General features: G+C 49.6%; 19 protein-coding genes. 8 read left to right on the top strand and 11 right to left on the bottom strand.

The window, feature by feature from the left end; all coding sequences use genetic code 11:
• Nucleotides 1-231: 231 nt before the first annotated feature.
• Nucleotides 232-930, bottom strand: a complete 699-nt coding sequence (locus tag L9G74_RS11310) for a hypothetical protein (protein WP_238896467.1) — start codon at nt 928-930, stop codon at nt 232-234.
• A 291-nt stretch (nt 931-1,221) separates the two neighbouring features.
• On the opposite strand from L9G74_RS11310, the gene trhA reads away from it, so the two are divergent.
• Nucleotides 1,222-1,890: a PAQR family membrane homeostasis protein TrhA gene (gene trhA / locus L9G74_RS11305; RefSeq protein WP_238896466.1), complete on the top strand. Its 669-nt coding sequence runs from the start codon at nt 1,222-1,224 to the stop codon at nt 1,888-1,890.
• Nucleotides 1,891-1,949: 59 nt separating this feature from the next.
• On the opposite strand, the gene L9G74_RS11300 is transcribed toward trhA, so the two are convergent.
• Genes L9G74_RS11300 through imuA form a run of 3 tightly spaced genes read right to left on the bottom strand, consistent with a single transcriptional unit; the run spans nt 1,950 to nt 7,448 of the window.
• Nucleotides 1,950-5,063: an error-prone DNA polymerase gene (locus L9G74_RS11300; RefSeq protein WP_238896464.1), complete on the bottom strand. Its 3,114-nt coding sequence runs from the start codon at nt 5,061-5,063 to the stop codon at nt 1,950-1,952.
• Nucleotides 5,060-6,670, bottom strand: coding sequence for a Y-family DNA polymerase (locus L9G74_RS11295; RefSeq protein WP_238896462.1), 1,611 nt, complete (start codon nt 6,668-6,670; stop codon nt 5,060-5,062). The genes L9G74_RS11300 and L9G74_RS11295 overlap by 4 nt, the downstream gene beginning before the upstream one ends.
• Nucleotides 6,663-7,448, bottom strand: a complete 786-nt coding sequence (gene imuA / locus L9G74_RS11290; protein WP_238896461.1) for a translesion DNA synthesis-associated protein ImuA — start codon at nt 7,446-7,448, stop codon at nt 6,663-6,665. The genes L9G74_RS11295 and imuA overlap by 8 nt, the downstream gene beginning before the upstream one ends.
• A 254-nt stretch (nt 7,449-7,702) precedes the next feature.
• Between imuA and L9G74_RS11285 the strand changes: the two genes are divergently transcribed.
• Nucleotides 7,703-8,059, top strand: a complete 357-nt coding sequence (locus L9G74_RS11285) for an MGMT family protein (protein WP_238896460.1) — start codon at nt 7,703-7,705, stop codon at nt 8,057-8,059.
• Between the two features lie 14 nt (nt 8,060-8,073).
• Complete coding sequence (locus L9G74_RS11280) at nt 8,074-8,814, top strand: DUF3108 domain-containing protein (RefSeq protein ID WP_238896458.1); 741 nt, start codon at nt 8,074-8,076, stop codon at nt 8,812-8,814.
• On the opposite strand, the gene L9G74_RS11275 is transcribed toward L9G74_RS11280, so the two are convergent.
• A complete protein-coding gene (locus L9G74_RS11275; protein WP_238896457.1) occupies nt 8,755-9,558 on the bottom strand; it encodes a class II glutamine amidotransferase in 804 nt (267 codons plus the stop codon). The two genes, L9G74_RS11280 and L9G74_RS11275, sit on opposite strands and share 60 nt — an antisense overlap.
• Nucleotides 9,559-9,778: 220 nt before the next feature.
• Here L9G74_RS11275 and fadE point away from each other — a divergent pair, with 220 nt between their 5' ends.
• Entirely contained in the window at nt 9,779-12,232 is a 2,454-nt protein-coding gene (gene fadE / locus L9G74_RS11270) for an acyl-CoA dehydrogenase FadE (protein WP_238896455.1), read from the top strand.
• Nucleotides 12,233-12,376: 144 nt separating this feature from the next.
• Here the strand turns inward: fadE and L9G74_RS11265 are convergent, their stop codons facing one another.
• Nucleotides 12,377-14,281, bottom strand: a complete 1,905-nt coding sequence (locus tag L9G74_RS11265; RefSeq protein ID WP_238896454.1) for a HAMP domain-containing methyl-accepting chemotaxis protein — start codon at nt 14,279-14,281, stop codon at nt 12,377-12,379.
• Nucleotides 14,282-15,467: 1,186 nt separating this feature from the next.
• Here L9G74_RS11265 and L9G74_RS11260 point away from each other — a divergent pair.
• The gene (locus tag L9G74_RS11260; RefSeq protein ID WP_238896452.1) at nt 15,468-18,167 is read left to right on the top strand and encodes a M16 family metallopeptidase; all 2,700 of its coding nucleotides are present in this window, start codon (nt 15,468-15,470) and stop codon (nt 18,165-18,167) included.
• A gap of 39 nt (nt 18,168-18,206) precedes the next feature.
• On the opposite strand, the gene L9G74_RS11255 is transcribed toward L9G74_RS11260, so the two are convergent.
• Nucleotides 18,207-18,353, bottom strand: coding sequence for a hypothetical protein (locus L9G74_RS11255; protein WP_238896450.1), 147 nt, complete (start codon nt 18,351-18,353; stop codon nt 18,207-18,209).
• 207 nt (nt 18,354-18,560) lie between these two features.
• On the opposite strand from L9G74_RS11255, the gene L9G74_RS11250 reads away from it, so the two are divergent.
• Nucleotides 18,561-20,351 (top strand): SulP family inorganic anion transporter, encoded by a 1,791-nt coding sequence (locus L9G74_RS11250; RefSeq protein ID WP_238896544.1) that lies wholly within the window; start codon nt 18,561-18,563, stop codon nt 20,349-20,351.
• 52 nt (nt 20,352-20,403) lie between these two features.
• Here L9G74_RS11250 and L9G74_RS11245 read toward each other — a convergent pair whose 3' ends face one another.
• Nucleotides 20,404-21,759, bottom strand: coding sequence for an MATE family efflux transporter (locus tag L9G74_RS11245; RefSeq protein WP_238896542.1), 1,356 nt, complete (start codon nt 21,757-21,759; stop codon nt 20,404-20,406).
• A gap of 11 nt (nt 21,760-21,770) precedes the next feature.
• Nucleotides 21,771-22,628 (bottom strand): ion transporter, encoded by an 858-nt coding sequence (locus tag L9G74_RS11240; protein WP_238896448.1) that lies wholly within the window; start codon nt 22,626-22,628, stop codon nt 21,771-21,773.
• A 219-nt stretch (nt 22,629-22,847) separates the two neighbouring features.
• Here L9G74_RS11240 and L9G74_RS11235 point away from each other — a divergent pair, with 219 nt between their 5' ends.
• Both L9G74_RS11235 and L9G74_RS11230 read left to right on the top strand, forming a co-directional pair.
• Nucleotides 22,848-23,342 (top strand): L,D-transpeptidase family protein, encoded by a 495-nt coding sequence (locus L9G74_RS11235; protein WP_238896447.1) that lies wholly within the window; start codon nt 22,848-22,850, stop codon nt 23,340-23,342.
• 11 nt (nt 23,343-23,353) lie between these two features.
• Nucleotides 23,354-23,911 carry a VOC family protein gene (locus L9G74_RS11230; protein ID WP_238896445.1) on the top strand — a complete coding sequence of 186 codons (558 nt, stop codon included), beginning with the start codon at nt 23,354-23,356 and terminating at the stop codon, nt 23,909-23,911.
• 136 nt (nt 23,912-24,047) lie between these two features.
• Here L9G74_RS11230 and L9G74_RS11225 read toward each other — a convergent pair whose 3' ends face one another.
• Together L9G74_RS11225 and L9G74_RS11220 are read right to left on the bottom strand one after the other, a co-directional pair.
• Nucleotides 24,048-24,605, bottom strand: a complete 558-nt coding sequence (locus tag L9G74_RS11225) for a BON domain-containing protein (RefSeq protein ID WP_438944561.1) — start codon at nt 24,603-24,605, stop codon at nt 24,048-24,050.
• Nucleotides 24,606-24,814: 209 nt separating this feature from the next.
• Nucleotides 24,815-25,318, bottom strand: a complete 504-nt coding sequence (locus tag L9G74_RS11220; protein WP_238896444.1) for a hypothetical protein — start codon at nt 25,316-25,318, stop codon at nt 24,815-24,817.
• Nucleotides 25,319-25,423 lie beyond the last annotated feature (105 nt).

The raw sequence follows: 25,423 nt of genomic DNA, 5'->3' as shown, positions 1-25,423 counted from the left end.
TTCAAATTAAACGCATCATGAACGAGACGCGGCCTGCGACGCTTAGTCAACTAAGCAAGCTGGGTGCAACAAAGTTCAGGAGGCGTTTAAATGAACCCTTCGGGCAGCGACAGAGCGCAATTTATTCAGCGTTAGCTGTTGTTTGTGGAGAATAACTACACGGCACATCACCTGCCTTGCCTAAATCACACTCTGTCTGCTGCAAAAACAACCAGCAAAGATAAACAGCCCCTAGTAGGGTTTCTGACGATGCTGTTGTATGCGGGCTTTTAATGACGCTTCTAGCAATTTCTCATCATCGGTTTGACCACACTTAAATGGAAAACCCAAATTTTCGGCGTAGGGATTGAGTTGTGTTGGCGTTTTCACCACGCGATAGCAGGTGCTGCCCACCTTGACGATCCGATTAGGATCGAGTGCAGCATCCAACGAGCCATCGCGTTCACTCAGCGTTTGTTGTGGTAGTTGCAACGACTTGGGCTTTGCCGTCATATCACTGAAGCCTTGCTTAGAAACTGATGTAGCGTAATCCGCAGGCAGTTTGCCGATGGCTTGGCTTTGTTGCTGTTGTAGGTAGTTGGCCGTAAGGTCACGAATGTTCACTTTGGCGACAGGTTTTATTTCATTTACAGGCGTCGTAGCTGGCGCAGCATCAATCACGCTGTCACTGGCAGATCCCGCCGAGGTGGCGATAGTGGCTTCAGAACTGTGGTTCGGTGTCACCGCTGCCGAGGCGACTGTTACCTCAGTAGTAATGTCTTCATCTGGAGCAATATCGGACGGCGGCAACACATTAACTTTGGTTGGCGCTCGATACAAAAAAGAGTGAATCACCAGTGGTGGCGGTTTTACCTCAGCTAATACCGGTAATACTGGGCGTAGCGAAAACCAACTCAGCAAGATGAGATGCACCACAGCGACAAGCAGCATACTAGGCCATAGGGCTACGGTTGCGGGTGGTTGATGATTAAGCTGTGGGTGTGACCAGAGTTCACCATGTGCCAAAGTTGTCATGCGATCCGTGCAAATGTTAGCAATAATTAGCTAAAACGTTTGAACAGGTAACTTATTGATAGTTCAATGAGTTATGCTAGATTTGTGGCAACCGCGAGCAACAAACACAGCGGTTTTTAACTCAGCGTACAGTTGTAATCTAATTTTGATAGTGTTTAGTCTACTGACTTGATAGACTCAAGCAAACTTGGCTCGTTGAACAATCTTATGTCTAATTACGCATCTACCGCAGTATATACCTCTGACTATTCGGCGCCGGAAGAGTGGATTAACAGTATCACTCACGGCATCGGTGTGGTGTTTGGCATCGTTGGTTTAGTACTGATGCTGAGCAAAGGTGCGGCATCACTGACCACTATTCAACTTACAGGTGTTTCGCTTTATGGTGGCAGTTTTATTCTGCTGTTTCTGTGCTCTACCCTGTACCACAGCGTGCCAACGTTGCATTGGAAACGGCGACTAAAAATTTTAGACCACTGCGCCATCTATCTGCTGATTGCTGGCACATACACACCGTTGATGCTCATCGCTTTGGCAAACAGCGATGCCGAATGGGTGTTAATCGCTATCTGGGCACTAGCAGCTAGCGGCGTATTATTTAAAAGCTTCTTTGTGCACCGTTTCAAATTCTTCAGTCTCTGTCTCTACTTAACTATGGGCTGGCTCTGTATGGCGGTGTTGCCTGAGTTAGTGAGCAATTTATCTGTGGCGGGTTTCTGGCTCTTAGTTGCCGGTGGTTTGAGCTACAGTTTGGGCGTACCCTTCTATGCCATTAAGCGGATCCCCTACAACCACGCCATTTGGCATCTGTTTGTACTTGGCGGCGCCGTATGTCATTTCTTGTGTATCTATCTGACGGTGATCCCTGCTAAGTAACGCCTCGTTCATAGGGCTTGTAACTTGGACAAAAATCAAACTCGAGAGGTCAACAGCCCCTAGTGAAAATCACGTGAGCTAACAGCGAGTTGAGCCATTAAATGGGAGATATCGGTCAGTTGCCCGGCGATCACGTGTAATACGCCATCGGCAAATTCCACCACACCGGTCACTTGTAAAATACGTGCCGATAAGAATGGCCGCCGTTGCGCACTGGCAGTAGCGGCCCAAACCACCAGATTAGTGTGGCCCGTTTCATCCTCTAACGTAATAAACGTCACCCCACTAGCGGTGCCAGGGCGTTGCCGCCCTACAACCAGCCCCGCTACGCGTACCACTTGCCCATGACGACACTGCCATAGCTGTTCTGCAGTATGACAACCGCTAAGTTGACCGCTAGCGCGCAACATCGTCAGCGGATGTTTACCTAGCGTCAACCCAAGTTGCTGATAATCCGCTAGCATGGCACTAACTTCATCGACGGCGGGCAGCACGACAGCAGGTTCTTGCTGCTCAGCGTGAGCGAGCAATGGCAGCGTCAGTTGCTGGCTCGCAGCCAACTGCCAACGGGCTTGATGGCGATCACCGCTCAACGAGGCAAAAGCATTGGCACTCGCCAGCGCTTCTAACTCATCGCGAGGAATGGCAAATTGTGTCACTTCCGCCATAGTGGAAAAATCTTGCTGGCGGCCAGCGAGTAACCGCTGGGCACTATGTTGGCTCAAGCCTTTGACCAAACGTAAGCCCAAACGCAAGGCATAATCTCCGTCATCGAGTGGCTCCAAGGTGCAATCCCAATCACTACGATTAATGCAAACTGGCAGTACCGTGCCATGATGCCGCTTAAGATCTTGCAGCAACTGCGATGGGCTATAGAACCCCATCGGTTGGCTGTTGAGTAATGCGCAGCAAAATGCGGCGGGATAGTAATATTTCAGATAGGCGGAAACATACGCCAGTAACGCAAAGCTGGCAGAGTGAGATTCAGGGAAACCGTATTCACCAAAGCCACGAATTTGCTGGAAGATCTGCTGCGCAAACTGCTCGCTATAGCCGTTGGCGGCCATACCTTGCGTCAATTTTTGCTCAAACTTACTCAGCTCACCAGTCCGTTTCCAGCTGGCCATGGCACGACGCAGTTGATCGGCTTCACCGCCAGAGAAGCCTGCAGCCACCATCGCTAATTGAATCACCTGCTCTTGAAAGATTGGCACACCCAGCGTACGTTCCAGCACCTGTCGCACCGCTGCTGAAGGATAATCAACTTGCTCCAAGCCATCACGGCGACGTAGATAGGGATGCACCATATCGCCTTGGATTGGCCCTGGCCGCACAATGGCAATCTGCACCACTAAGTCGTAGTAACAGTGCGGGCGTAATCGCGGCAGCATCGACATCTGTGCGCGCGATTCCACCTGAAATACGCCCATACTGTCAGCATGCTGCAGCATGCGGTATACCTGTGGATCCTCCCATCGCACCTGCGACATAGTAAATGGCTGCGCTTGATAATGACGGCTAATCAAGCTGAAGCACTTGCGGATAGCGGTGAGCATACCTAACGCCAGCACATCGACTTTGAGTAAACCAAGACTCTCTAAGTCATCTTTATCCCACTGGATCACCGTGCGATCGGCCATGGCCGCATTTTCTATCGGCACCAACTCCGCCAACGGCCCCGCAGAGATAATAAAACCGCCAACATGCTGCGATAGATGCCGCGGGAATCCCATTAATCGCTCAACTAACGGCAACAGCCATTGCGCATGCCCGGCACTGGCGATTAAGTTTTGCGTTTGCAGTTGCTGGGTCCACACCTCACTATCACGCCTATCCACACTCGCCAGCAGTTGTTCAACGCGCTGTTCATCCAATCCCAGCGATTTACCCACATCACGCATGGCACTGCGAAAGCGATAAGTAATCACGCTGGCGGCTAATGCGGCTCGGTGACGGCCATATTTTTGGTAGATATATTGAATGACCTCTTCGCGACGTTCATGCTCAAAATCAACGTCGATATCTGGCGGTTCATGACGCTCCTTTGAAATAAATCGTTCAAACAGCATGTTGACCTTCGTTGGATCAACTTCGGTAATACCAAGGCAGTAACACACCACCGAGTTAGCCGCTGAGCCGCGGCCTTGGTGCAGAATATGGCTGCGCTTAGCAAAGGTGACCAAATCATAAATAGTGAGGAAAAAATACTCATAACCGAGCGCGGCGATAATCTCCAACTCGCGTAAATACTGTATTTTAACGGGGTCCGGCACATTGCCATCAAATCGTTTGATAGCGCCTTTATCCACCTCTTGGGCTAAATACTGTGTCGCGGTTAAACCGTTCGGTACCAATTCAGCCGGATATTCATAACGCAGTTCAGTCAAACTAAACTGACAGCTATCGGCAATATGAATGCTGTTTTCAAGCCACTCCACTGGAAAACGTTTGGCAATGGCATCAATCGGTTTCATGGCAGTTTCAGCATTTTGTTGCAGTAAGCCTGCGGCCTCATCAACCGTTTTGCCATGCCGAATACAGGTCAACACATCCAACATGCGCTGCTCAGTGGCATGATGCATATGCACATTTCCTGCGGCGACACAGGGCAACTGCCAGCGCTCAGACAGGCGCTGTAATGTCTCAAGTTGCCACGCTTCACCCGCATTCAGTTGTCGTTCTGCCAACAGATAACAAGGCAAGTGTGTCAGCGTCGAGCTTACCCGCTCTGCTAACGTGGCTAATTGCTGCTGCGCTATAGCGATATCGCTGCCACTATCCTCCGTCAGCAACTCGGCATATAACGGTGGTCGCCACAGACACACACAATGCTGTAATGCAGCAAAATCAGCTAACACCAACTGATAACTGCCCTTTTCTGCTCGCCGCCGTCCCAAGGTGATCAACTGGCTGAGGCTGGCATACCCTTGACGATTTTGCGCTAATACCACCAGCAGACCTTCAGCCAAGTGAAACTCAGCGCCCACCAGCAATGTTATCTGCTGTTGCTGCGCAGCTTCATGCGCTTTGACGACACCAGCAAGCGAACATTCATCCGTTATGGCGATCGCGTGATAGCCCAACTGCGCCGCGCGTTCCACCAGCTCATGTGGATGGGAAGCGCCACGGAGAAAGCTGTAATTGGAAATAGCATGTAACTCGGCGTAGTTCACGACATCCACCCATGCAGTAACAGTTGTTGCTGACTACGGAACACCCAGCAATAACGCCCCGACTGGTGCAGCGCAACGTAATAATCTCGCAGTGGATACAGGGATGTTGACCAGCAGTAGCTGATACGCTCCGGCCCACGCAGTAACGTCACCTCATCGGCGGCGATCAGTTCCGGTTCATTCAATAACCATAATGGCCGCAAGGCCAGCGCAGCAGGTTGTGGCTGCGCTGGCGGCGGCCACTGAGTAATGGTGTGACTAGCACTTGCTTGCTCTGGTAGTGGATGAGCGCTAGCCGCGAGGCTACGCACCTGCTCGGCGCCTAATCTGGCTTGTAGTTTGGCGAGCAGTTGTGTCAGTGGCTGTCGGGTGTGGCTATCATCGGCAAGGCAAGTATTAGGGATTTCAGGTTCGACAAAATGTTCTGCTAGCAATGTAATTTCGGTGACGGGTGATGCCAGAGTGAGCCGCGCTAATTGCAAGCGACACAGTTGCAGCAAGCCATCAGCGCGATACTCGCCCAAAGGATAATCAATGCTGAGGCTCAGCGGCGCTTGATCTCGTTCGCGGTACCGCAGCGTGAGTTGTAACTGCCGTACTGCTAATTGGCGCCCACGCAGATAATCGGCCAACTGCGTTAACATCGGCGCCAGCGGAAACGTCAGCCCTTGAATAAACTCCACATCGTGCGGCAATAACACCGCGAGTGAAAACGTTAGTGGCAGTTGATACGCCGGACGCTGACAACTTAGTCGCCCTTCTAGCTGCAATAACAAGGTTAACAGTGATTGGCCAAAGCGTTTGCCAAGCTCGGCGCGCGGTAGTTGTCGCAACTGCTGCCAGCGGTGAATGCCCATCTGCTGTAATCGATGTCGCGTTGGCGCTGCCAGTGGCAGTTGGCTAATGGGAAGATGATCGGGTAACTCACTGGCGATCAGCTCAGGACAAGTCACCGTTGCCGCCACAGAAGATATCGTTGGCGTGCTAAAGCGAGTTTGTCTTGGCGTGGAAACGCGATGCTGCCTTGTCAGTGCTGGCGCGTGATGCTGATGTTGCGCCGCGAGAATAGCAGCATGTAGCGGTTGTTTAGCGAGCGCCCAATGCGCCAGTAAACCATAGTGGCTCAGCCGCTGCTGATACCGTTCCAGTAGCTTATCTACACCACCAAACAAGCGCAGCATGGAGCCGACTTCGAGTAACAGCGTTTCTTGCGGCCAAATCGCCAGCTGCAATGATTGTTGGGCCACATTGCTCTGCTTGCCCTCTTTGACCTCATCCACCAACGCCGGGAAAATACGCGCACTAAAATCATAATGCCACTGACACAGCCATTGGGTGAGCCGAGCGCGATCCACCTGTGTGTGATCCGTCAGTTGCAGTGCTGGCAACAGTGCTTGAGCGGTGGTGGTACTCAAGCCAATAGTGACACCTTCCGCTTGCGCCGCTGGAGAAGCCGCCACGATTTGTCGCGAGGTCTGATCGAACAACGCTTGCGGCGGCAAACCGGTAAATACGTCGCCACCGTTAACATGACCAGCACTCAAGCTCCACGCATGAAACTGTAATAACAGCCCCGGGAAATAGGCTGCCAGCCAACACTCAGCCATCTTGCGCCTCGGCTGCCGCATGGTCGTTGGCCGCTGGCAGAAATGACAGCGAACCTACCGCTGTTTGTTGCCGCGCTATCGGCTCACGTGGAGAAGTAAACCGTGCCGGTTCTGCCGCTGCGGCAAGTGCCATCTTGCGCCACATCGGCACCGCCACATGGGGCAAGGCAATATCATTCACCGGCCAGCCGCCACGACGTTTGAGAATACTTAAGCGAACCGCCGAGCTATCGGCTTGCAGTGCTAATTTCAACGGTAACGGATGTTGATTACCTGCTTGTGTTAATGGCAACACACAAAAACCTAAGCTGTTACCCTCCTCAGCCGCGAGTTGCAGTCGCCGAGCCGCCTTGAGTGATAGCTGCTCAAACCAACCAATCACTAAACCACAACTGCCACTGTGCAGCACTTGCTCCATCGCCCATAACGCCTCTCGTGCAGAGGAGATATTCAGCCAAATAAACCGCTCTGGCGGTAGTTGCAGTAGCGCCAACCCAAAAGCATTAGGTAACGCTGGCGGAGCAATCAACATAATCGGTGCTGGTTCACTTGCACTACATACTGCGTGCATTAACGGCTGTAGCAGCCCAAGTTCACCACAGCCTAGCCCTTGGCTATACAACTCACACACCCCGTGGGCAGGCCAATAAGGCAAATGTTGCGTCAGTTCAGCAAAGCCGGTACTCATGCCATGAAGTTGGGTTGCCGCTTGTTCGCCGAGCCATAAATCTTGCCGATTAAGCAGTGATGTCAGCGCAGGTTGTGAGGGTAAATGCATAAAAACACCTAATACTGTATTTTTATACAGTATAGTGCGATTTGGGCACTGTGCAAGCGCTCGAAGCAGGAGCAAGCTAACAACTGTTGACCTTTATTGATCGTTTTTGCAACTGAAAGAATGAGATTTAGGCAAGGCTGATAATGTTGGAGGCGTATTCTTGGCAAACAGCCCCTCGGAGCTTTACCTCACTCATAGCAATTCTCTACAATCGAGACTAATGACCGACCACCAACCGACACAGGCCGCTGATGATGTCTGACAATCCTGAACCTTTATCGCCGATGCAACGCATCTGGTGGATTGTTGGCATGATCCCTTCTGGGACCATCACCAGTTATGGCAAAGTGGCTGATATGGCAGGATTACCTGGTCGCGCCCGCTATGTATCGCGCGCCCTCAAACTCGCACCAACTGAACTAAGCTTACCTTGGCACCGCGTGGTTAACGCTCAAGGCAAAATTGCTTTTGCCGCTGATACCGCACCATTTCGTGAACAAACCCAACTGCTGCGTAGCGAGGGGGTGATGGTGAACCAAGGTAAAATTAATCGGTCTGAGTATGAGTGGCACCCAGACATTGCCACGTTAGTGCTAGGAATGCCGTTCTAAGAAGGAGTGACAGATTGAAACTAGCCGCAGTATTTGCCGGTATCGCAACATTATTACCTTTGAGCCTGTTTGCCGCTCAAGATCCTCTAGCGCCACAAGTGGCGGAATATCACGTGCAATACGGTAGCATTGGCCTTGGGGATGCACGCTTTGTGCTGGATAAGCCCATCGACAATCATTACCACTACGCCCTGCAAAGCAAGCTGAGCTTACTGATCGTGTCTGATCAGCGCGAAATCAGCAGTGACTTTATCCGTAAGGGTGAACAACTACTGCCAGAAAAGTTTGAACATCAGCGCACCGGTACGGGCTCTGATTTCTCCGAGCAAGTGCGCTTTGCTAAAGATCTCGGCAAAGTGTTTAGCGTCTACAAAGCGGAAAACAAAACGCTGGATTACACCGGCCCGCTGTACGATGCCATGATGGTGCAATTGCAATTTAGATTGGATTTGAGCCTCGGTAAACAAGAGCTGGCGTATAACATGGTCAAAGATAATAAAATCAATGACTACACTTTTACCAATTTAGGGCCAGAAACGATCATCGTTAACGGCCACAAATATCAAACCATCAAGTTAGAAGTGAAGCGCAACACAGATAAGCGCCGCACCGTTGCGTGGATGGCGCCCGATTTGGGCTATCTGCCGATAAAATTTGAGCATCAGAAAAAAGGCGATAGCGCACTACAGCTGACATTAACTCGCGCAGAGTTCGGTACTACCACCTTCAGTGATGATCTCGCCAAGACGGAATAATTTCCATTCGCCCGACTGCATCACATGCCAATTCTCGTTATTAGTTAACGGCCGAGTCGCAATGATTGAAACCACGTCGTTTGGCGTGGTTTCTTTATCAAAGTCGATCACCACATCGGTATCCAATAACTTCGCGCTACCAAATGGCGCCCGCCGCGTGATGTAGCTGAGATTATTACTGCAAAAGCACATCAAGTAATCGCCATCAGAAATAATCAGATTAAAAATCCCTTTGTCACGGATCTGCTGCGCTAACTGCGCGATGTACTCAAACACTGGCTGCATATCAACTGGCGGAATCGCGCCAAACTCGTTGGCAATGGCTTCTAAAATCCAACAAAACGCCATTTCACTATCGGTTTCCCCCACCGGCTGAAAACGCTTGGTAGCCAGCATAGTTTGATAATCAGAGAGCTGCCCGTTGTGCGCATAACTCCAGTAACGTCCCCATAGCTCGCGAGTAAACGGATGAGTATTTTCTAACGAGACTTGGCCGCGATTGGCTTGGCGAATATGGCTAATCACCACTTCGCTTTTAATCGGGTAGGATTTGATCAACTGCGCAATATGAGACTGACTGCTAGGCGCAGCGTCTTTAAACGTGCGGCTGCCCTTACCTTCATAAAATGTAATGCCCCAACCATCAACATGGGGGCCAGTCACCCCACCGCGTTCAACCAATCCAGTGAAACTAAATACAATATCGGTGGGCACATTTGCGCTCATTGCCAACAACTCACACATGGTTACAACGTTCCTCAAAAGCTTAGCTGCTGCCCATTGTAGCGAGATCGCCAATCAATGGAACAACTTGCTACGACTAAAGATTAAAACGATTGTTTGAAAATCGCTTGAGTTCACACTTTTTGTCTATTACTTTTATCTAAATAGAGGTCAGACCAGCCTCATTTATTGTACAAACGTAATAATTATTAGATAACCCGATTAATCGAGGAGAAGTAACGTGACTACCCTAATATGGCTCATTGCACTGCTATCCGTGCTGGGGGCGGCCGCTTACCTAAGGGTCTCGCTAACATCTGCTACTCTGCTCAGCGCCGCAGTCATTATTCTCGGCAATCTGCTGGGCGCAGTCGGAGTTTGGGTGTGGCTACCTTTCTTATTAGTAGCGCTGCCACTCAACATCTCATCTATTCGCCAACAATTTATTACCACACCGGCATTAAAGATGTACCGCAAGATCATGCCGGAGATGTCGACGACCGAAAAAGAAGCCATCGATGCGGGCACCACCTGGTGGGAAGCCGATTTGTTCGCGGGTAATCCCAACTGGCGCAAACTGCACAACTACCCTAAAGCGCGTTTAAGCGCCGCTGAACAAGCCTTCTTAGATGGCCCAGTAGAAGAAGTCTGTGCCATGGTGAGCCAACACCAAGTGTCGCATGAACTTGCCGATCTACCTGAAGAAGTGTGGCAATACCTGAAAAGCCACGGTTTCTTCGCCATGATCATCAAGAAACAATATGGTGGCTTGGAGTTTTCGGCTTATGCGCAATCCCGCGTGCTACAAAAGCTGGCGGGCATCAGTAGCGAGTTGGCGTCTACCGTCGGGGTGCCTAACTCATTAGGCCCGGGGGAATTGCTCCAGCATTATGGTACCGAGGAACAGCAACAGCATTACCTGCCACGCCTCGCTAAAGGTGAAGAGATCCCCTGCTTTGCATTAACCAGCCCAGAAGCGGGGTCCGATGCTGGCTCCATTCCTGACTTCGGCGTGGTATGCAAAGGCACTTGGCAAGGTGAAGAAGTGCTGGGGATGAAACTGACATGGAACAAACGCTATATCACACTAGCGCCGATTGCGACTGTACTCGGCTTAGCTTTCAAGCTACGCGATCCAGAGCATCTGCTCGGTGATGAAGAAGAGTTAGGCATCACCTGTGCGTTGATCCCAACCGACATTAACGGCGTAGAGATTGGCCGTCGTCACTTCCCGCTGAACTGCATGTTCCAAAATGGCCCAACGCGCGGTAAAGACGTGTTCGTGCCGTTAAGCTTTATCATCGGTGGTGCCAAAATGGCAGGCCAAGGCTGGCGCATGTTGGTGGAATGTTTGTCTGTCGGCCGTGGCATTACGCTACCGTCCAACTCTGCCGGTGGCATAAAAACTATCGCGTTGGCAACCGGTGCTTACGCCCGTATTCGCCGTCAATTTAAATTACCTATTGGCAAACTTGAAGGCATTGAAGAGCCGATGGCCCGCATTGGTGGCAACGCCTATTTGATGGATGCCGTAGCGTCATTAACCACAACCGCCATTGATAGTGGCGAGAAACCCTCAGTGATCTCGGCGATTGTAAAATGTCACCTCACCGACCGCATGCAGAAATGTATGATCGATGCGATGGACATTCATGGCGGTAAAGGGGTGTGTCTTGGCCCGAATAACTATCTTGGCCGCGGCTATCAAGCAGCACCGATCGCGATTACCGTAGAAGGCGCCAACATTCTCACTCGCTCGATGATCATCTATGGTCAAGGCGCTATTCGCTGCCATCCGTATATTCTGGCAGAAATGGCCGCAGCGTTTGACGGTGAAGAGCTGCGCGGCTTACGCGCCTTTGACCGCGCGCTGTTTGGTCACATCGGTTTCAGCTTATCTAACTTTGTCAGAAGTTTGTGGATGGGCGTGACGGGCAGTCGCTTCTCCAATGCGCCAGTGAAAGACAAAACCAAACGTTACTACCAACAGATGAATCGCTTCAGCGCTAACTTAGCCTTGTTATCGGATTTGGCGATGGCAACCTTAGGTGGCAGCCTGAAACGTAAAGAGCGGGTTTCTGCGCGCTTGGGCGATATGCTCAGCCAACTTTACTTAGCTTCCGCTACACTGAAACGTTATCAAGACGACGGTCGCCTCAGTGAAGATTTACCCATGGTGCAATGGGCCGTAGAAGATTGTTTGTATCGCCTACAAGTGGCCTTGGATGAGTTGCTGGATAACTTCCCGAGCAAGCTTGGCCCAGTATTACGGCTAGTGATCTTCCCCTTTGGTCGTCCAGTAAAACGTCCATCGGATGTGTTAGATCATCAAGTTGCCCGCATTATGCAAACGCCGTGTAACAGCCGCAGCCGTTTGGGCGTTGGTCAATATTTGCAAGCCAAGGCCAATAACCCAGTGGGAATGCAAGAGCAAACGCTGCTGAATATTCTCAAAGCCGAACCGCTGTACGACAAAGTGTGCAAGGCTGCTGGCAAGCGTTTCCCATTCATGCAATTAGATAAAATTGCCGCTGAAGGCCAAGCGCTTGGGGTGTTGTCGGATGATGAAGTGAAGTTGATGCAACTGGCTGAGCAAGGTCGTTTGTTATCCATTAACGTGGATGACTTTGACCCGGCCGCACTGCGAGCAAACACTTCGGCAGCCAGCGCGAGCCGCAAACACAAAGCGGCATAACGACAGCAACGGCATCAATCGCAACAATGCATCACTTGATGTCGAGTTCGTTAAGGTAAAGATATTTGAAAGATTAACCCCAAGCAGCCCGGTTGACTGCTTGGGGTTTTATTCATTTAGCAGGTGATGGCGAACATCACTGCGTTACGCGACTTTAAAACCTGAGATAGACACTTTTAACTGCGCCCCTAGGGCCGCCAACCGTTCTGTCGCTTCAGCGGTTTCGTTAGACGAGGTTGCAGACAGCCCTGCAATATCGTTAACTTCCGCTACCCGTCGATTGATCTCTTCGGCAACAACACTTTGCTCCTCGGCTGCGGTGGCAATCTGATGGTTCATCTGCTGCACATCACTGACCGCCTTAGCGATCTGTTCAAACAGCTCACCAACCGCAGAAGCCATATCAGAGTTACCGCTGGCGAGATTCTGGCTGACTTCCATCATCTTCACTGCATTTTGAGATTCTTGCTGCAACTGTTGGATCATCTGCTCAATTTCAGCAGTGGACTGTTGCGTGCGCTGGGCCAGTTGTCGCACTTCGTCGGCCACCACGGCAAAACCGCGGCCCTGCTCACCTGCCCGTGCCGCCTCAATGGCCGCATTCAACGCCAGCAGATTGGTTTGTTCCGCGATCGATTTAATCACACTTAGCACAGAGCCAATGTTGTCACTTTGACTCGCCAATTGCGCCATGACCGCGGAGGTGTTTTCAATCACCTGATTCAACTCTCTGACGCTCACAATCGCTTGCTGCACACCAATTGTGCCCTCTTGCGTCACCTGTTGCGCAGTTCCGGTGGCTACGGAGGTTTGCTCCGCGTTATTCGCCACATCATGTACGGTGGTGGTCATTTGATTGATGGCGGCGGCAACTTGTTCAATCTCAATGTGTTGCTTACCTAAATTAGCGCGGTTTTGTACGGTGGCAGCAGACAACTGCGTGGCTGAAGACGATAGTTCAGCAATGCCCGAGGACACATTGCTCACTAGCTCTTTCAATGATTGGCTCATTTCGCCCATCGCACGCTGTAACACGCCCAACTCATCTTGACGTTTAGAGGTCACCTTATGGGTTAAATCACCTTTGGCGATTCGTGCCGCCAGCGCTACGGTTTCTTGAATTGGCGTAACAATTTGCGCTTTCATGATCAATGTTGCTGCAAAACCGATAACCAACGCTAACCCTGCAACAGACGCTAACATGATTTTTGCTTGTTGATTGGCTTGCGCTCGGCTAAGTGATTGAAACTCTTTTAACTCTTTAACGTCGTCACGTAGCGAAGCTGCACTTCCAATAAAGGTATCCTTGGCGCTGGCGACTTTCTCATCCAGCTGCAAGAGCTGTCGATAGCCAGCAAGTAACTCGTTAAGGGCTTGATTCAGCTGTCCAATGTTCACACGCGCATCAACGTAGGAAGCTTGCTGCCATAGCGCTGTCATACTTTGTGCTTTGGCTTCAATCTGGCGGTAAGTCTGCTGTCCATCAGCATGTGCAACTAACCAAGTTACCGCTAACTTTTCAAGCTGTTCCATGTAGGTATCAGCGGCATTTAACATTGCAATTGCTTGCCACGGCACCTCGTCATTTGCTTGATCTTGCAGTTGCTTAACATGCTCGCGCTGTAACTTGTTGATGTGGCTAGCCATTGACATCACCTGATCAGTCTTGACGACTTTTTGGTCGATGATGGACGCAAGCTGATTGAGAATCTGCTGATAGTCATTGACCGTGACCAGCGCTCGCTCTATCCGTCGACGCGCATCCTCTGAACGATATTTAGGAAGTTCAGTTTGTAGGCTTTGCTGCAGTTGCTGCACCATTTGCGACAGATGCTGCTTGTCCTCTAATGCCATGGTGCGTTGGTAGTTTTCACGCGTCGCTTTTAAACTGGCGACGGTCTGTGACATCGTCTGTATTTGAAAAAGCTTGTTGCCACTGTCAATCACTTTCGTCAATCCGAGCCAACCGGAGACAGTGAGGACGATACTCAGCACGATCATAAATCCGAATGCTATTGCTAATTTCACCGCAAGAGAAATATTTTCCATAGCCGTTATTTAATCCTTGGATAGTGAAGGTAAACGCCCTAGGGGCTGTTTATCTTTAGTGTTTGATTTTTTTGTTCAAATTAAACACATTTGGAACGAGGCGCGGCCTGCGACGCTTAATCAACTAAGCAAGCTGGGCGCAACAAAGTTCAGCAGGCGTTTAAATGAACCCTTCGGGCAGCGGCAGAGCGCAATTTATTCAGCGTTAGGTGCTGTTGGTGGAGAATAACTACACGGCACATCACCTGCCTTGCCTAAATCACGCTCTGCCTGCTGCAAAAACAACCAGCAAAGATAAACAGCCCCTAGAGACGTCAACATTTTTAGAGTAATGATGTTAAAAGGAGTAACCGCATATATTCCCCACACTGTAAAACGCGCGGCCGCTCATTCGAGAACTAGCCAAATACTAGAGTGCAGCGGGGAATAATAGGATTTCGCGAAACGATATTTTTCAATATGTTTAAAGTGGCAGCATGGCGATGACTTGCCACTTACGATTCCGGTATCGCCCGAGATAAACACACTCTAGACCAAGTTTTTAACGTGGCTCGGATAAACAATCACACCTTTCCTTATGTCCAACTCAATCGTCTTTTTAGCACTAAATCGCTGCCGGACTGCTGTGTTGCATAAGTTATTCTTAAAAAGAATAATTAAGGCGGCGATTCTATAGTAGGAGCTCGCAGAAATCTCCGACAAAAAAATAATTTACTCAATTTGAGGTATTAGTAATGCTTTGAATGATGATTTAGATGGAAATAAAATACTTAAACTGATGCATCCTTACAGAAGCGAATGTGTGACAAGGAATTTAGGTGTCGAAATATCAAAATGCTGTATTCAATAGCGTGATGACATCCCCTTCTTACCGGAGAGTCCAAACAGGCGGCAGCAACCACAAGATCGGGGCAATTATGCCAGCTGCACAGCACAAAGTTCCGCAGCTTTTCTCCCTTAACAAATAATCAACCAACGCAGTATTCTTCGCTAGAACGCTCACACGCCAAAGAAATTGCGAAAACATCTTGTAAACATCAGCAAAACATAAAGTACACATTGTCGGCAAGGTTGGCGTAAGGATTATATGGCTTAATGACGCCATAACGATTTTGCGTTACTTGGACGTATTCTTTTGAAAAATATAAATAAAACAGTAATTTCAGCACTTTTAGCTAGCATGTTTATGTTGCCAAGCCCCCAGGTCCTTGCCAAACAACTTCCTGAACATGCATTGGCAAAAATCAACATTGATTATCAAACATTTACGCTATCCAATGGCCTGACGACCATAGTTCACACAGATCGTAGTGTACCGAATATCTACGTTGGCGTTTGGTATAAAGTGGGCTCGAAAAATGAGCCTGAAGGAAAAACGGGCTTCGCGCATCTGTTTGAGCATTTGATGTTCCAGAGCACGATTCACCGTGATGGCGAGTATTTTGTGCCGTTCAACAAAGCCGGTGCCGTGGCAATGAATGGCACCACCAACTTGGACCGTACCAATTACTATCAAACAGTGCCAAGCAACGCTATTGATCTGGCATTGTGGATGGAATCAGATCGCATGGGCTACCTTGGCCGCAGTATCACGCAAGAGTTGTTAGATGAACAACGTGCGGTGGTGCAGAATGAAAAACGTCAAGGCCAACTGCGCCCAGGCTCGCAAATCTACGAGCACTTCTTAAAAACGTTCTATCCCAAAGGTCACCCTTATGACCACACCACCATTGGCTCAATGGAAGATCTCAACAACGCTTCGTTAGATGACGTTAAACAGTGGTTTAATGATGCCTACGGCGCCACCAATGCGGTATTGGTATTGTCTGGTGATATTGACGTAGCAACCGCCAAAGAAAAAGTCGCCCACTACTTTAGCGATGTGCCTGCGGGCAAGCCAATGGACAAGATCACCCAATGGATACCTGAACTCAGCCACAACAAGCAAGAGATTGTCTATGACAAAGTGGCGAATATCAGTTTAAGCCGCGTGTGGGCCTTACCTAACAGCAGCGCCAAAGATACCGTGTTGATGAACCTCGTGGCCGACACCTTAGCCGGAGGCAAAAACACACCACTCTATGATGTGTTGGTCGACGAAAAACAGCTGGCCACAGAAGTTTGGGCCAATGTGGATGCGAATGATGTAAGTAGCACATTCTCACTAGACGTCACCTTAAAGCCAAACGTTGACCCAGAAGAAGTGAACCGCATCATCGCGCAAACGTTGCAAACCTTCTTCAAAAAAGGACCAAAGACGGAACAGCTTGAGGCAATCAACTTAGGTGCAGAAGTCTCACTGCTCAGATCAATGGAAAGCAACCAAGATGTTGGCGCACAACTGATCACCGGTCTTGTTCACCACAACGATCCGTTGTTTGTCAACAAACAACGCCAGTGGATTGGTAGCGCTGACAGCGATGATGTCCGCACAGTGGCGAAAAAGTGGCTAGATAAACCGTACTACGAGATTCGCATGTTACCTGAGCCGACCACTCAAGTTGCTGAAGCGAGCGTTGATCGTAGCAAGATGCCGCAAGTGGGTAAATTTAATGGCAAGATCACCATGCCACCTATCCATCAGATGGTGCTTGATAATGGCATGAAAGTGGTTGTGGCTGAACGACACAACTTACCTCTCGTCGATGTCAGCATGCAGTTTGACACTGGCTCTCTCGCCGATAAGTTCTACGCGCCGGGTACGGCTGAACAAGCCTTCAGCATGCTCACCATGGGCACCGACGAATACAACATGAATGAACTGTCGAAGAAACTCGATAGCTTAGCTGTCACTATCCATGGCACTGCTGGCAAGCAACGCAGCGGCGTAAACTGGAGCAGCCTTGCCAGTAATTTAGATGATGCATTTGCGCTAGCGGCGGAAGTGATTCGTCACCCAAGCTACCCGCAAGTAGAGCTGGACAAGGTGATCAGTAACATTGATTCCTCTTACGACAACTACGAGCTGGAACCGTTGCGTTCTGCGCGGGATGTTTATGGCAAAGCGATTTGGGGTGGCAACCATCCTTTCGGCCATATCGTCACCCGTACTGAAGCGAAGCAAATCAATCGTGACACCATCAAGCGCTTCCATGAACATGAGCTAGCGCCGAACAACGCCACACTATATCTCGTGGGCGACATCACCTTGCCACAAGCCACTAAACTGGCGAACAAATATTTTGGTAACTGGGATAAGCGCACTCCTTCGGTACTGCCGGAGATCACTGCGGCACAGGGACAAGTGGGCAAAGTGATTCTGGTTGATGCTCCAGGCGCGGTACAAAGCAGTATTTCCGTTGGTCACACTGTAGCCGCATTTGAACAAGATAAAGCGGCCATCCAAACACTGATGGATTCAGCCCTTGGCCGTGGCTTCAACAGCCGCCTGAATATGAACCTGCGTGAAGACAAAGGCTGGGCCTATGGCTTTAGCGGTAGGGTTAACAATACCCCGACCGGCCCACGCGTATTCACCGCCAGCGGAACGGTGCAAACAGATAAAACTGCCGCAGCAATGAGCGAAATTAAGCGCGAAATAAGTGAATTTATCGGCCAACGTCCGCAAACAGAAGCGGAATTAGCACGCGATAAATCGTCTATCGTGCATTCGATTCCTCAAGGTTTCACCAACAATGATGCGTATCTGCAGTCCATGATTAATAGTGACTATTATCAGCAGCCATACACTCGCGTCGAAGGTGCGGCGGAGCGTCTAGCCGATGCCACACTAACGCAAACTCGCGATCTTGCCAAAGCGACCTACAAGCCTGATGAACTAACGTGGGTGATTGTTGGTGACTTGAGCAAAGTCGAAGCTGAAGTACGGGCGCTGAAATTGGGTCCGGTAGAAGTGTGGGACGTATACGGTAACAAACTGCGTTAACCCCAACGGCTTAGGTGGTAACTCCGCCTGAGCTGTGTTTCAAAAGTGTAAACAATCTTCCTTGCCCGCCATTGGACGGTGGTATTTATAGCCTGAAGCACGTTGCTTCAGGCTTTTTTTTTGCTTTTTTGCTTTTTTGCTTTTTTGCTTATCACCAATTGCCCCATCGCTGCCCGAAGGGTTCATTTAAACGCCTCCTGAACTTTGTTACCCCCAGCTTGCTTAGTTGACTAAGCGTCACTGGCTGCACCTCGCTCATAACGAGTTTGATTTGAACAAAAATCAAACACTAAAGATAAACAGCCCCTAGGATTAGCATGACTCAACTCGCGAATTCACGGATTTCATGTCATAAATGATACATTCTTCCCGTTTGAGTATATCTACGACATGATGGATGCCGTTACCAAAGATGCACCCAACTCGTTGCTACATCGATTCGCCGATTGGTTTCCCGGTTTAAAGCTGTTTACTCACTACCAACGCATCTGGTTTAAAGATGATCTGCGCGCGGCATTGTCCGTCACCGCCGTCGCCCTGCCCGTCGCTATTGCCTACGCGCAGCTCACCGGTGTCAATGCAGTGGTGGGGCTTTATTCTTGCGTGTTACCCATGTTGGTGTATGCGCTGTTTGGTTCGTCACGGCAACTCATTGTTGGCCCAGATGCTGCCACCTGCGCGGTACTGGCTGCAGTAGTGACCCCGCTGGCGGCGGGCGATCCGCAACGTCATTGGCAGTTGGTGATGACCATGACCTTTATGACCGGGGTTTGGTGTTTACTCGCTTCCCGCTTTCGCATTGGCGTTTTAGCCGAATTTCTCTCTAAACCGATTTTGATGGGGCTGCTTAACGGCGTGGCAATCACCATTATTGTCGGCCAGTTTTCCAAGATCCTCGGCTTTCGATATCAAGAGCCCTACTTACTAGAACGCTTGCTGCACACGCCTCAGTATCTGGCACAAACCCATTGGTACACATTGGCGATTGCCCTGCTGACGTTGATGTTTTTTATTCTGGCTAAATTGATGCGGCCACATTGGCCCGCAGCGATGATCGCCATTGCCGTCGCCACCTATGTGAGTTGGGCGCTGAGTCTGTCAGAGGACGGCGTGGCGGTTGTCGGCAACATCGCCAGCGGTTTACCTGATTTTCAAGCACCGGTATTTGAACTCGGCTTAATGCGGGAACTGGTGATGCCCGCGTTGAACTTAGCCATGGTGAGTTTTATCAGCATGATGCTGACAGCACGTAGTTTTGCCGCCAAAAACGGCTACGATATTGACGCCGACAAGGAATTTCGTGCACTCGGACTGGCCAATATCGCCGCCGCCGCGGCGCAAGGTTTCGCGGTCAGTGGCGCCGATTCCCGCACCGCCGTCAATGATGCCAATGGCGGTAAAACCCAACTGGTATCGGTGATCAGCGCTTTGATTATCTTAGTGATCATTCTGTTTGCTACCGCGCCGTTGGCTTATATTCCCGCCTCAGCGCTGGGCGTTGTGTTGGTGATTGCGTCCATCTCGCTCATCGACATTAAAGCGTTATGGCGCTTACGCAAACGCGATAACGGCGCCTTTACGCTGGCAGTAATCACCTTACTCGCCGTATTGTTTATCGGCGTGATCCCCGGCATCACCTTGGCGGTACTGCTGGGCCTGTTCCAGTTTTTAAAAGTGGTGATGCGCCCGGACGATCAAGTGCTTGGCATCAATCAAAAAGGGATTCTGCGCAGTTTAGGCAAGAGCGATAAAGTGAAACCGATTGCGGGCATTCTGATTTATCGTTTTAACTCACCGCTCACTTACTTCAATGCGGTGTACTTTAAACGTCGGCTACTAACACGGATTGCCGATCAATCTCCGCCGGTAGAGACCGTGATTGTTGATGCCGTCAGTTGCTTCAGCCATTTGGATCTCAGTGTGATGGCGATGATCGATGAGCTATATAGGCAGCTAAAAACGCAAGGGATCACCTTGATTTTAGCGGGGAGAAAACGTGAGTTACTTGCTTGGTGTGAGGCTTCCGGCGTGGATACCGGCGATGGCGGTATTGTCATCCGCCCTGACCTCACCATGGCGGTGCGGATGTTGCAAAACTATAAAGCCGCGGTGTCGCAGGGCTTGGCACCGCAAGTCCGCAAACAAGACGATCCCGACGAAGTGCTGGCCCATTCCTTACTGTGAGCCGTTATTGGCATTAGCGGCGTAATGTTGCTAATGCCAAATTTCGGTCAACTTAACGTTTGCGCTGGTTGATAGACAGTTGCTGCCCCACGGTAATCTCGTTAATCAACCGATAGGCACTCAGCACCCCCAATGTTGCAAACAACACTGAGCCAAGCGCTTGCCCGAATAACACACCATAAGCGCCGCCCCAATTGGCTCCCACTATCACAAACGGAATGGTGCCTAACGTGGCTTTGCCGATGTTGAAGTACATGGAAAATCGCGGTTTACCGAGATTGTTGAAACATGCATTGGCAACAAACAAGGCGCCATTAAAACTGAAAAACACCGCCAGCCAAGTGCAGAAGAACTGGATCAGTGACGCAGCGTCACCCTCCATATCGAACATACCAATCAAATAATCTTGCAATAACAGCAATAAAGCCGAGATTGCCACCACGTAAGCCACACAAAATTGCAGTGACCGAGTCAGCGTTTCGCGTAAGCGTACCAACAAGCCAGCACCATAGTTTTGCCCAACTATAGGACCGATGGCGCCAGATAACGCAAAGATCATCCCAAATGCCACTGGCGTGATACGGCCGATAATGGCAAACCCCGCCACATAGCTATCACCGAAATCGGCAATCGCCTTAGTCACAAACGCATTACCAAACGGCGTCGCCACATTGGTTAACATGGCGGGCACGGCGATAGTGGCAATGGCGCGAAAGTCCTGCCGTAAACTCAAGGGCGAGAATGACGACCACAGTTGGTGTTTATAGAAAACGCCATAAACTGATACCGCAAACGCTGCCACTCGCGCAGCAACCGAGGCAATCGCCGCGCCTTCAATGCCCATATCCAGCACGAAAATCAACAAAGGGTCGAGTACGAAGTTAACCACCGCACCGACCAAGGTGGAGTACATCGACAACTTGGCATCACCTACTGCCCGCAGTGCACCACTTAACGACATGTTTAAGCAGATAATCGGCATCGATGGCACCAGAATGTACAAATAGCTGGCGGCATAACTGGCGGTCTTGCCATTAGCACCAATCAAACTGAGCAGTGACGGTACAAGGCTTAACACAATGCAGGCCATCAACAACGTAACCAATGCTGTCACCACGCTGCTATTGATCAGAATACGCTTAGCTTTGTCCCAATCGTGCTCGCCGACCGCGCGCGACATTAACGCGCCCAAAGCAATCGACAATCCAATACCAATCGAGATGGTAAAAAACGAGATAGTGGTGGCAAAGCCCACACCAGACACAATGCGCACATCGTTGAGAAAACTCAGGAAGAACATATCAATAAGGTCGACGACAAACACCGCTGAGATGCCCATTGCCGCAGTCGAACTCATCACCAAAATATGCCGTAGTATGCTGCCTTCAATAAATTTGGCGCTTCTTATCGGTGGGGCCATCAGTCGGTTGACTCCGACAACGGCGCTTCTAACTCGCTACCGCAGTTATCACAATAATGGGCTGCCAATTCATGGCCCTTCTTCAAACAGTTAGCGCAACGGCGTAAATCTCGATTACGATTAATCTCTTGTCCGATTTCCGCCGTGAGTATGCCAGTTGGGATGGCAATAATGGAGTACCCCAACAACATGGTAAATGCCGCTATCGCCTGCCCGAGACTGGTTTGCGGGGTGATGTCACCATAGCCCACGGTCGTAATGGTCACTATGGTCCAGTAAACTGATTTCGGAATGGAGGTAAAACCATTCGCTGGTCCTTCAATCACGTACATCACCGCACTTAGCACCATGACGATCAGGCTTACCGAAAAGAAAAAGATAAACACTTTGCGCGAGGACTCGAGCATCGCACGCAATAGCATGTTGCCTTCACTCAGATAACGCAGCAGTTTTAATACGCGGAAGATGCGGAACAAACGCAGTACACGGATCACCAAGGTCATGTTGGCACCCGGGAAGAACAGCGCCAAATAACTCGGCAAAATACTGAGCAAATCGACAATGCCGTAAAAGCTCAAGCTGTACCGCAGCGGATTGGTGGAGCAGTACAAACGTAAACCGTACTCAACGGTAAAAATCAGCGTAAATAGCCATTCCAGCAGATAAATCCACGTGCCGTACGCTTGATGAATTTCGGCGACCGTATCCAGATAAACTAAGGCGACACTGCAAATAATGCAGGCAATTAACGCCAAATCAAAATGACGACCGGCGGGCGTCTCCGTACCAAAAATCACTTCGCGTAATTTTTTCTTGAGTGGATTGTCGTGGTCAGCCGCTGGCGCGGTGTTACTCATAACTCAATGTTCCCTTTGAATCCGCAACGTATTCATTTTAGTTGCATGATGTCGTTGAGGGCCGCTGAATTTTTAGCGCAATAAAAATCATCAGCCACTCGCAATTTTTATTTTTGGGTCATAATCATACAGCATCACTGCAAGACTTCTATACCTTACTGGGAACGGGTATGATGCGTCGTTTCCCATCATCATTAGTTGAGAGTGTGCTGTACCTCCATGTTGTCCATTAAGTCTGTAGTGCTCAGCCTACTGCTGCTGAATATATCTAACGTCGCGCTAGCATCTGAACAAGTCGATTTAGTCGTCATTAAAAAATCTAAATCGATGATGCAGTTATTGCAGCAAGGTAAAGTGCTAAAACAATACCGTATTGCTATGGGAGATAGCCCCAAAGGGCACAAACTCTCTGAAGGTGATCAACGAACGCCTGAAGGACGTTATGTACTGGACTACAAAAAGCCGAACAGTGCGTATTATCGCTCTATTCATATCTCCTATCCCAATGATGAAGACAGGTTTCGCGCCAGAGCACTGGGCGTCAGCCCCGGCGGACAAATTATGATCCACGGTGAGAACCCCCATTCCGATTTGCCACCGGAAGAAGCGCAACAGTACAACTGGACCAATGGCTGTATTGCAGTCACCAATAAACAGATGGATGAGATTTGGCAGCTGGTGCAAGCCGGTACACCTATCGAAATCTGGCCGTGAGGAACTGCTAAATGAGCGCACTCTATCAACAGTTGCAAACGAGCTTAGCGGGATTTTCTGAGCAGATTACCCAATTAATAGATGATTTAGGCTTAAGTAGTTTGCAGCATTGTGATCATGCCGCTGTGCGGGTAAATACTACTGCTGCGGCCGAGGAATTATCACACGCCTTACAGCAACGCGGTGAGATTATCTCGGACAACATCATTAATGGTCGGCCCATTTTAATTATCAAATTGCAACAGCCACTAACTATTGCAGCACGGCAAGTGAGTTGTATTGAACTGCCCTATCCTAACAAACCCTATCCGCAAGAAGGCTGGGAGCATGTAGAGTTAGTGTTGCCGCAACAGGCGCAAGATTGTGATGCATTACAACAGCAACTATTGCAGCTCTCACCAGCACTGGCTGAAGTTTTTGCCGGTAATAGCGATATTAAGGTAAAAGCCAGTTCGCCCTCTTCTGCGGCGGAGCGTCTTGCCAACCCGACGATCGCGTTCAAACGTGCAGACATCTGCGTCAAAGTACATCCGCACACCATTGAAGCGATTATCGCTAGCGAACAATAGGACTGGTGGATATTCGCGCAGCTAAGCACGCGATTGGGACTGTGCGGGTAATGCCTATTCTCTAGTTATCGCACATAGCAAAACAGCCTCAAATGAGGCTGTTTTTGTAGGAGCAACATCAGTTGATGTGACTCAATTATGAGTTGGCATCAATCTTAATGTTGTCGACCACGCTTTTTACGTCATCAGTGTTACGCGCAATGGCCAGTGCCAAATCTTTTTCGGCTTCACTCGCCAATGTGCCTTCTAAGGTGACGACACCCTGTTTAGTGGTTACTTCAATGGAAGTACCAGACACTTCAGACTCAAACAACAGACGGGTTTTCACTACCGTAGTGATCTTGGTATCGGTCAATACCTGCCCATCTTTCTCTGCGTCATCTTTGCTTGACGAGCTAGCAACAACTGTCAACTGGTTATCAACGGATTTTACGCCATCGATACCTTCAACCAATTCAGCGGCTAACGCTTTATCAACATCACTGTTAACTTTACCGGTCAGAACCACTTTGCCATTGTTTACATCAGTATTGATGTCAAAGTTGTTCAGGTTAGTGTTTAGCAGCAAAACTGTCTCAGCTTTACCATCGATCCACGCGTCCTTGGCTTCGTCTTTCCAGTCCTGTGCTGATACGGTAAAAGCAGGAATCAATACGGCCAATGCAATTGCAGTTTTCGTCATCTTGCTGTTCATAATAACCTCCTTGGTCATGTTTCAGCTTTCGCTGAGAGTCGAAATATGAATAAACATCATTTTCGAAATTTGTCGTTTTAACTAAAGCCAGAACGATGCCAACTTTATTAACCTCATGTTTTATAAATAATTTGTGTTTTTTACCCAACCATTGTGTCGTCAATCAAGAAGTCATAGCGCTGTAACTATTTCGTGCTGGTCAGTAATTTTTACCGAGGATCTGCGGTCAATAATTCACTATTGATCCCTTCTAAACAGATCTGCCAAGCGGCGATCATATCGGCGATTAACGCCTTCAATCTGGGGCTGCAAACAATGCTGCAAGCATACCTGAGCCAACCAACCAAAATGTGTTCGGGTCGGGCCAAATCTTCGCAGTAGGAGTCATTGCTATCCCCGCTGTTTTCCAGCAAGCGCTGCGTGCTACTGAAGCGACGTTGCGCCCCCGCAGGTAACGAGGTAACTATCTGTTTTAACGAGGGCCATTGCTCAACACGCTGCATATCTAATTGCAGAATATCGACCAACCTTAGCGACATACTGCGATGCAGTCGCAGCAGCTTGCCCAGGGAATTTCTCACACTGTAATTTTCAGCACATTGCAGCGCTTGTTGCCGTTGTATTAAGCCATCCATCAGCAAATGTAAACTAAGGTACAACAATGCGCGATCCGGCGCCTCGGCAACATAGTGACTAGGAGACTCTAAGTACACGGTACTACCCCTTAGTTATCGAGTTTGCTCAGAAGTAATTCAATTGCTGTACCAACTTGCAAGATTGATTTGTGTCACAAATGAAACTGGCATACAGTAGCGTTG

Source organism: Shewanella electrica (assembly GCF_022321485.1).
GTDB classification, from domain to species: domain Bacteria; phylum Pseudomonadota; class Gammaproteobacteria; order Enterobacterales; family Shewanellaceae; genus Shewanella; species Shewanella electrica.
Note: the sequence above shows the minus strand (reverse complement) of the source record. Positions and strands in the feature narration are given on the sequence as shown.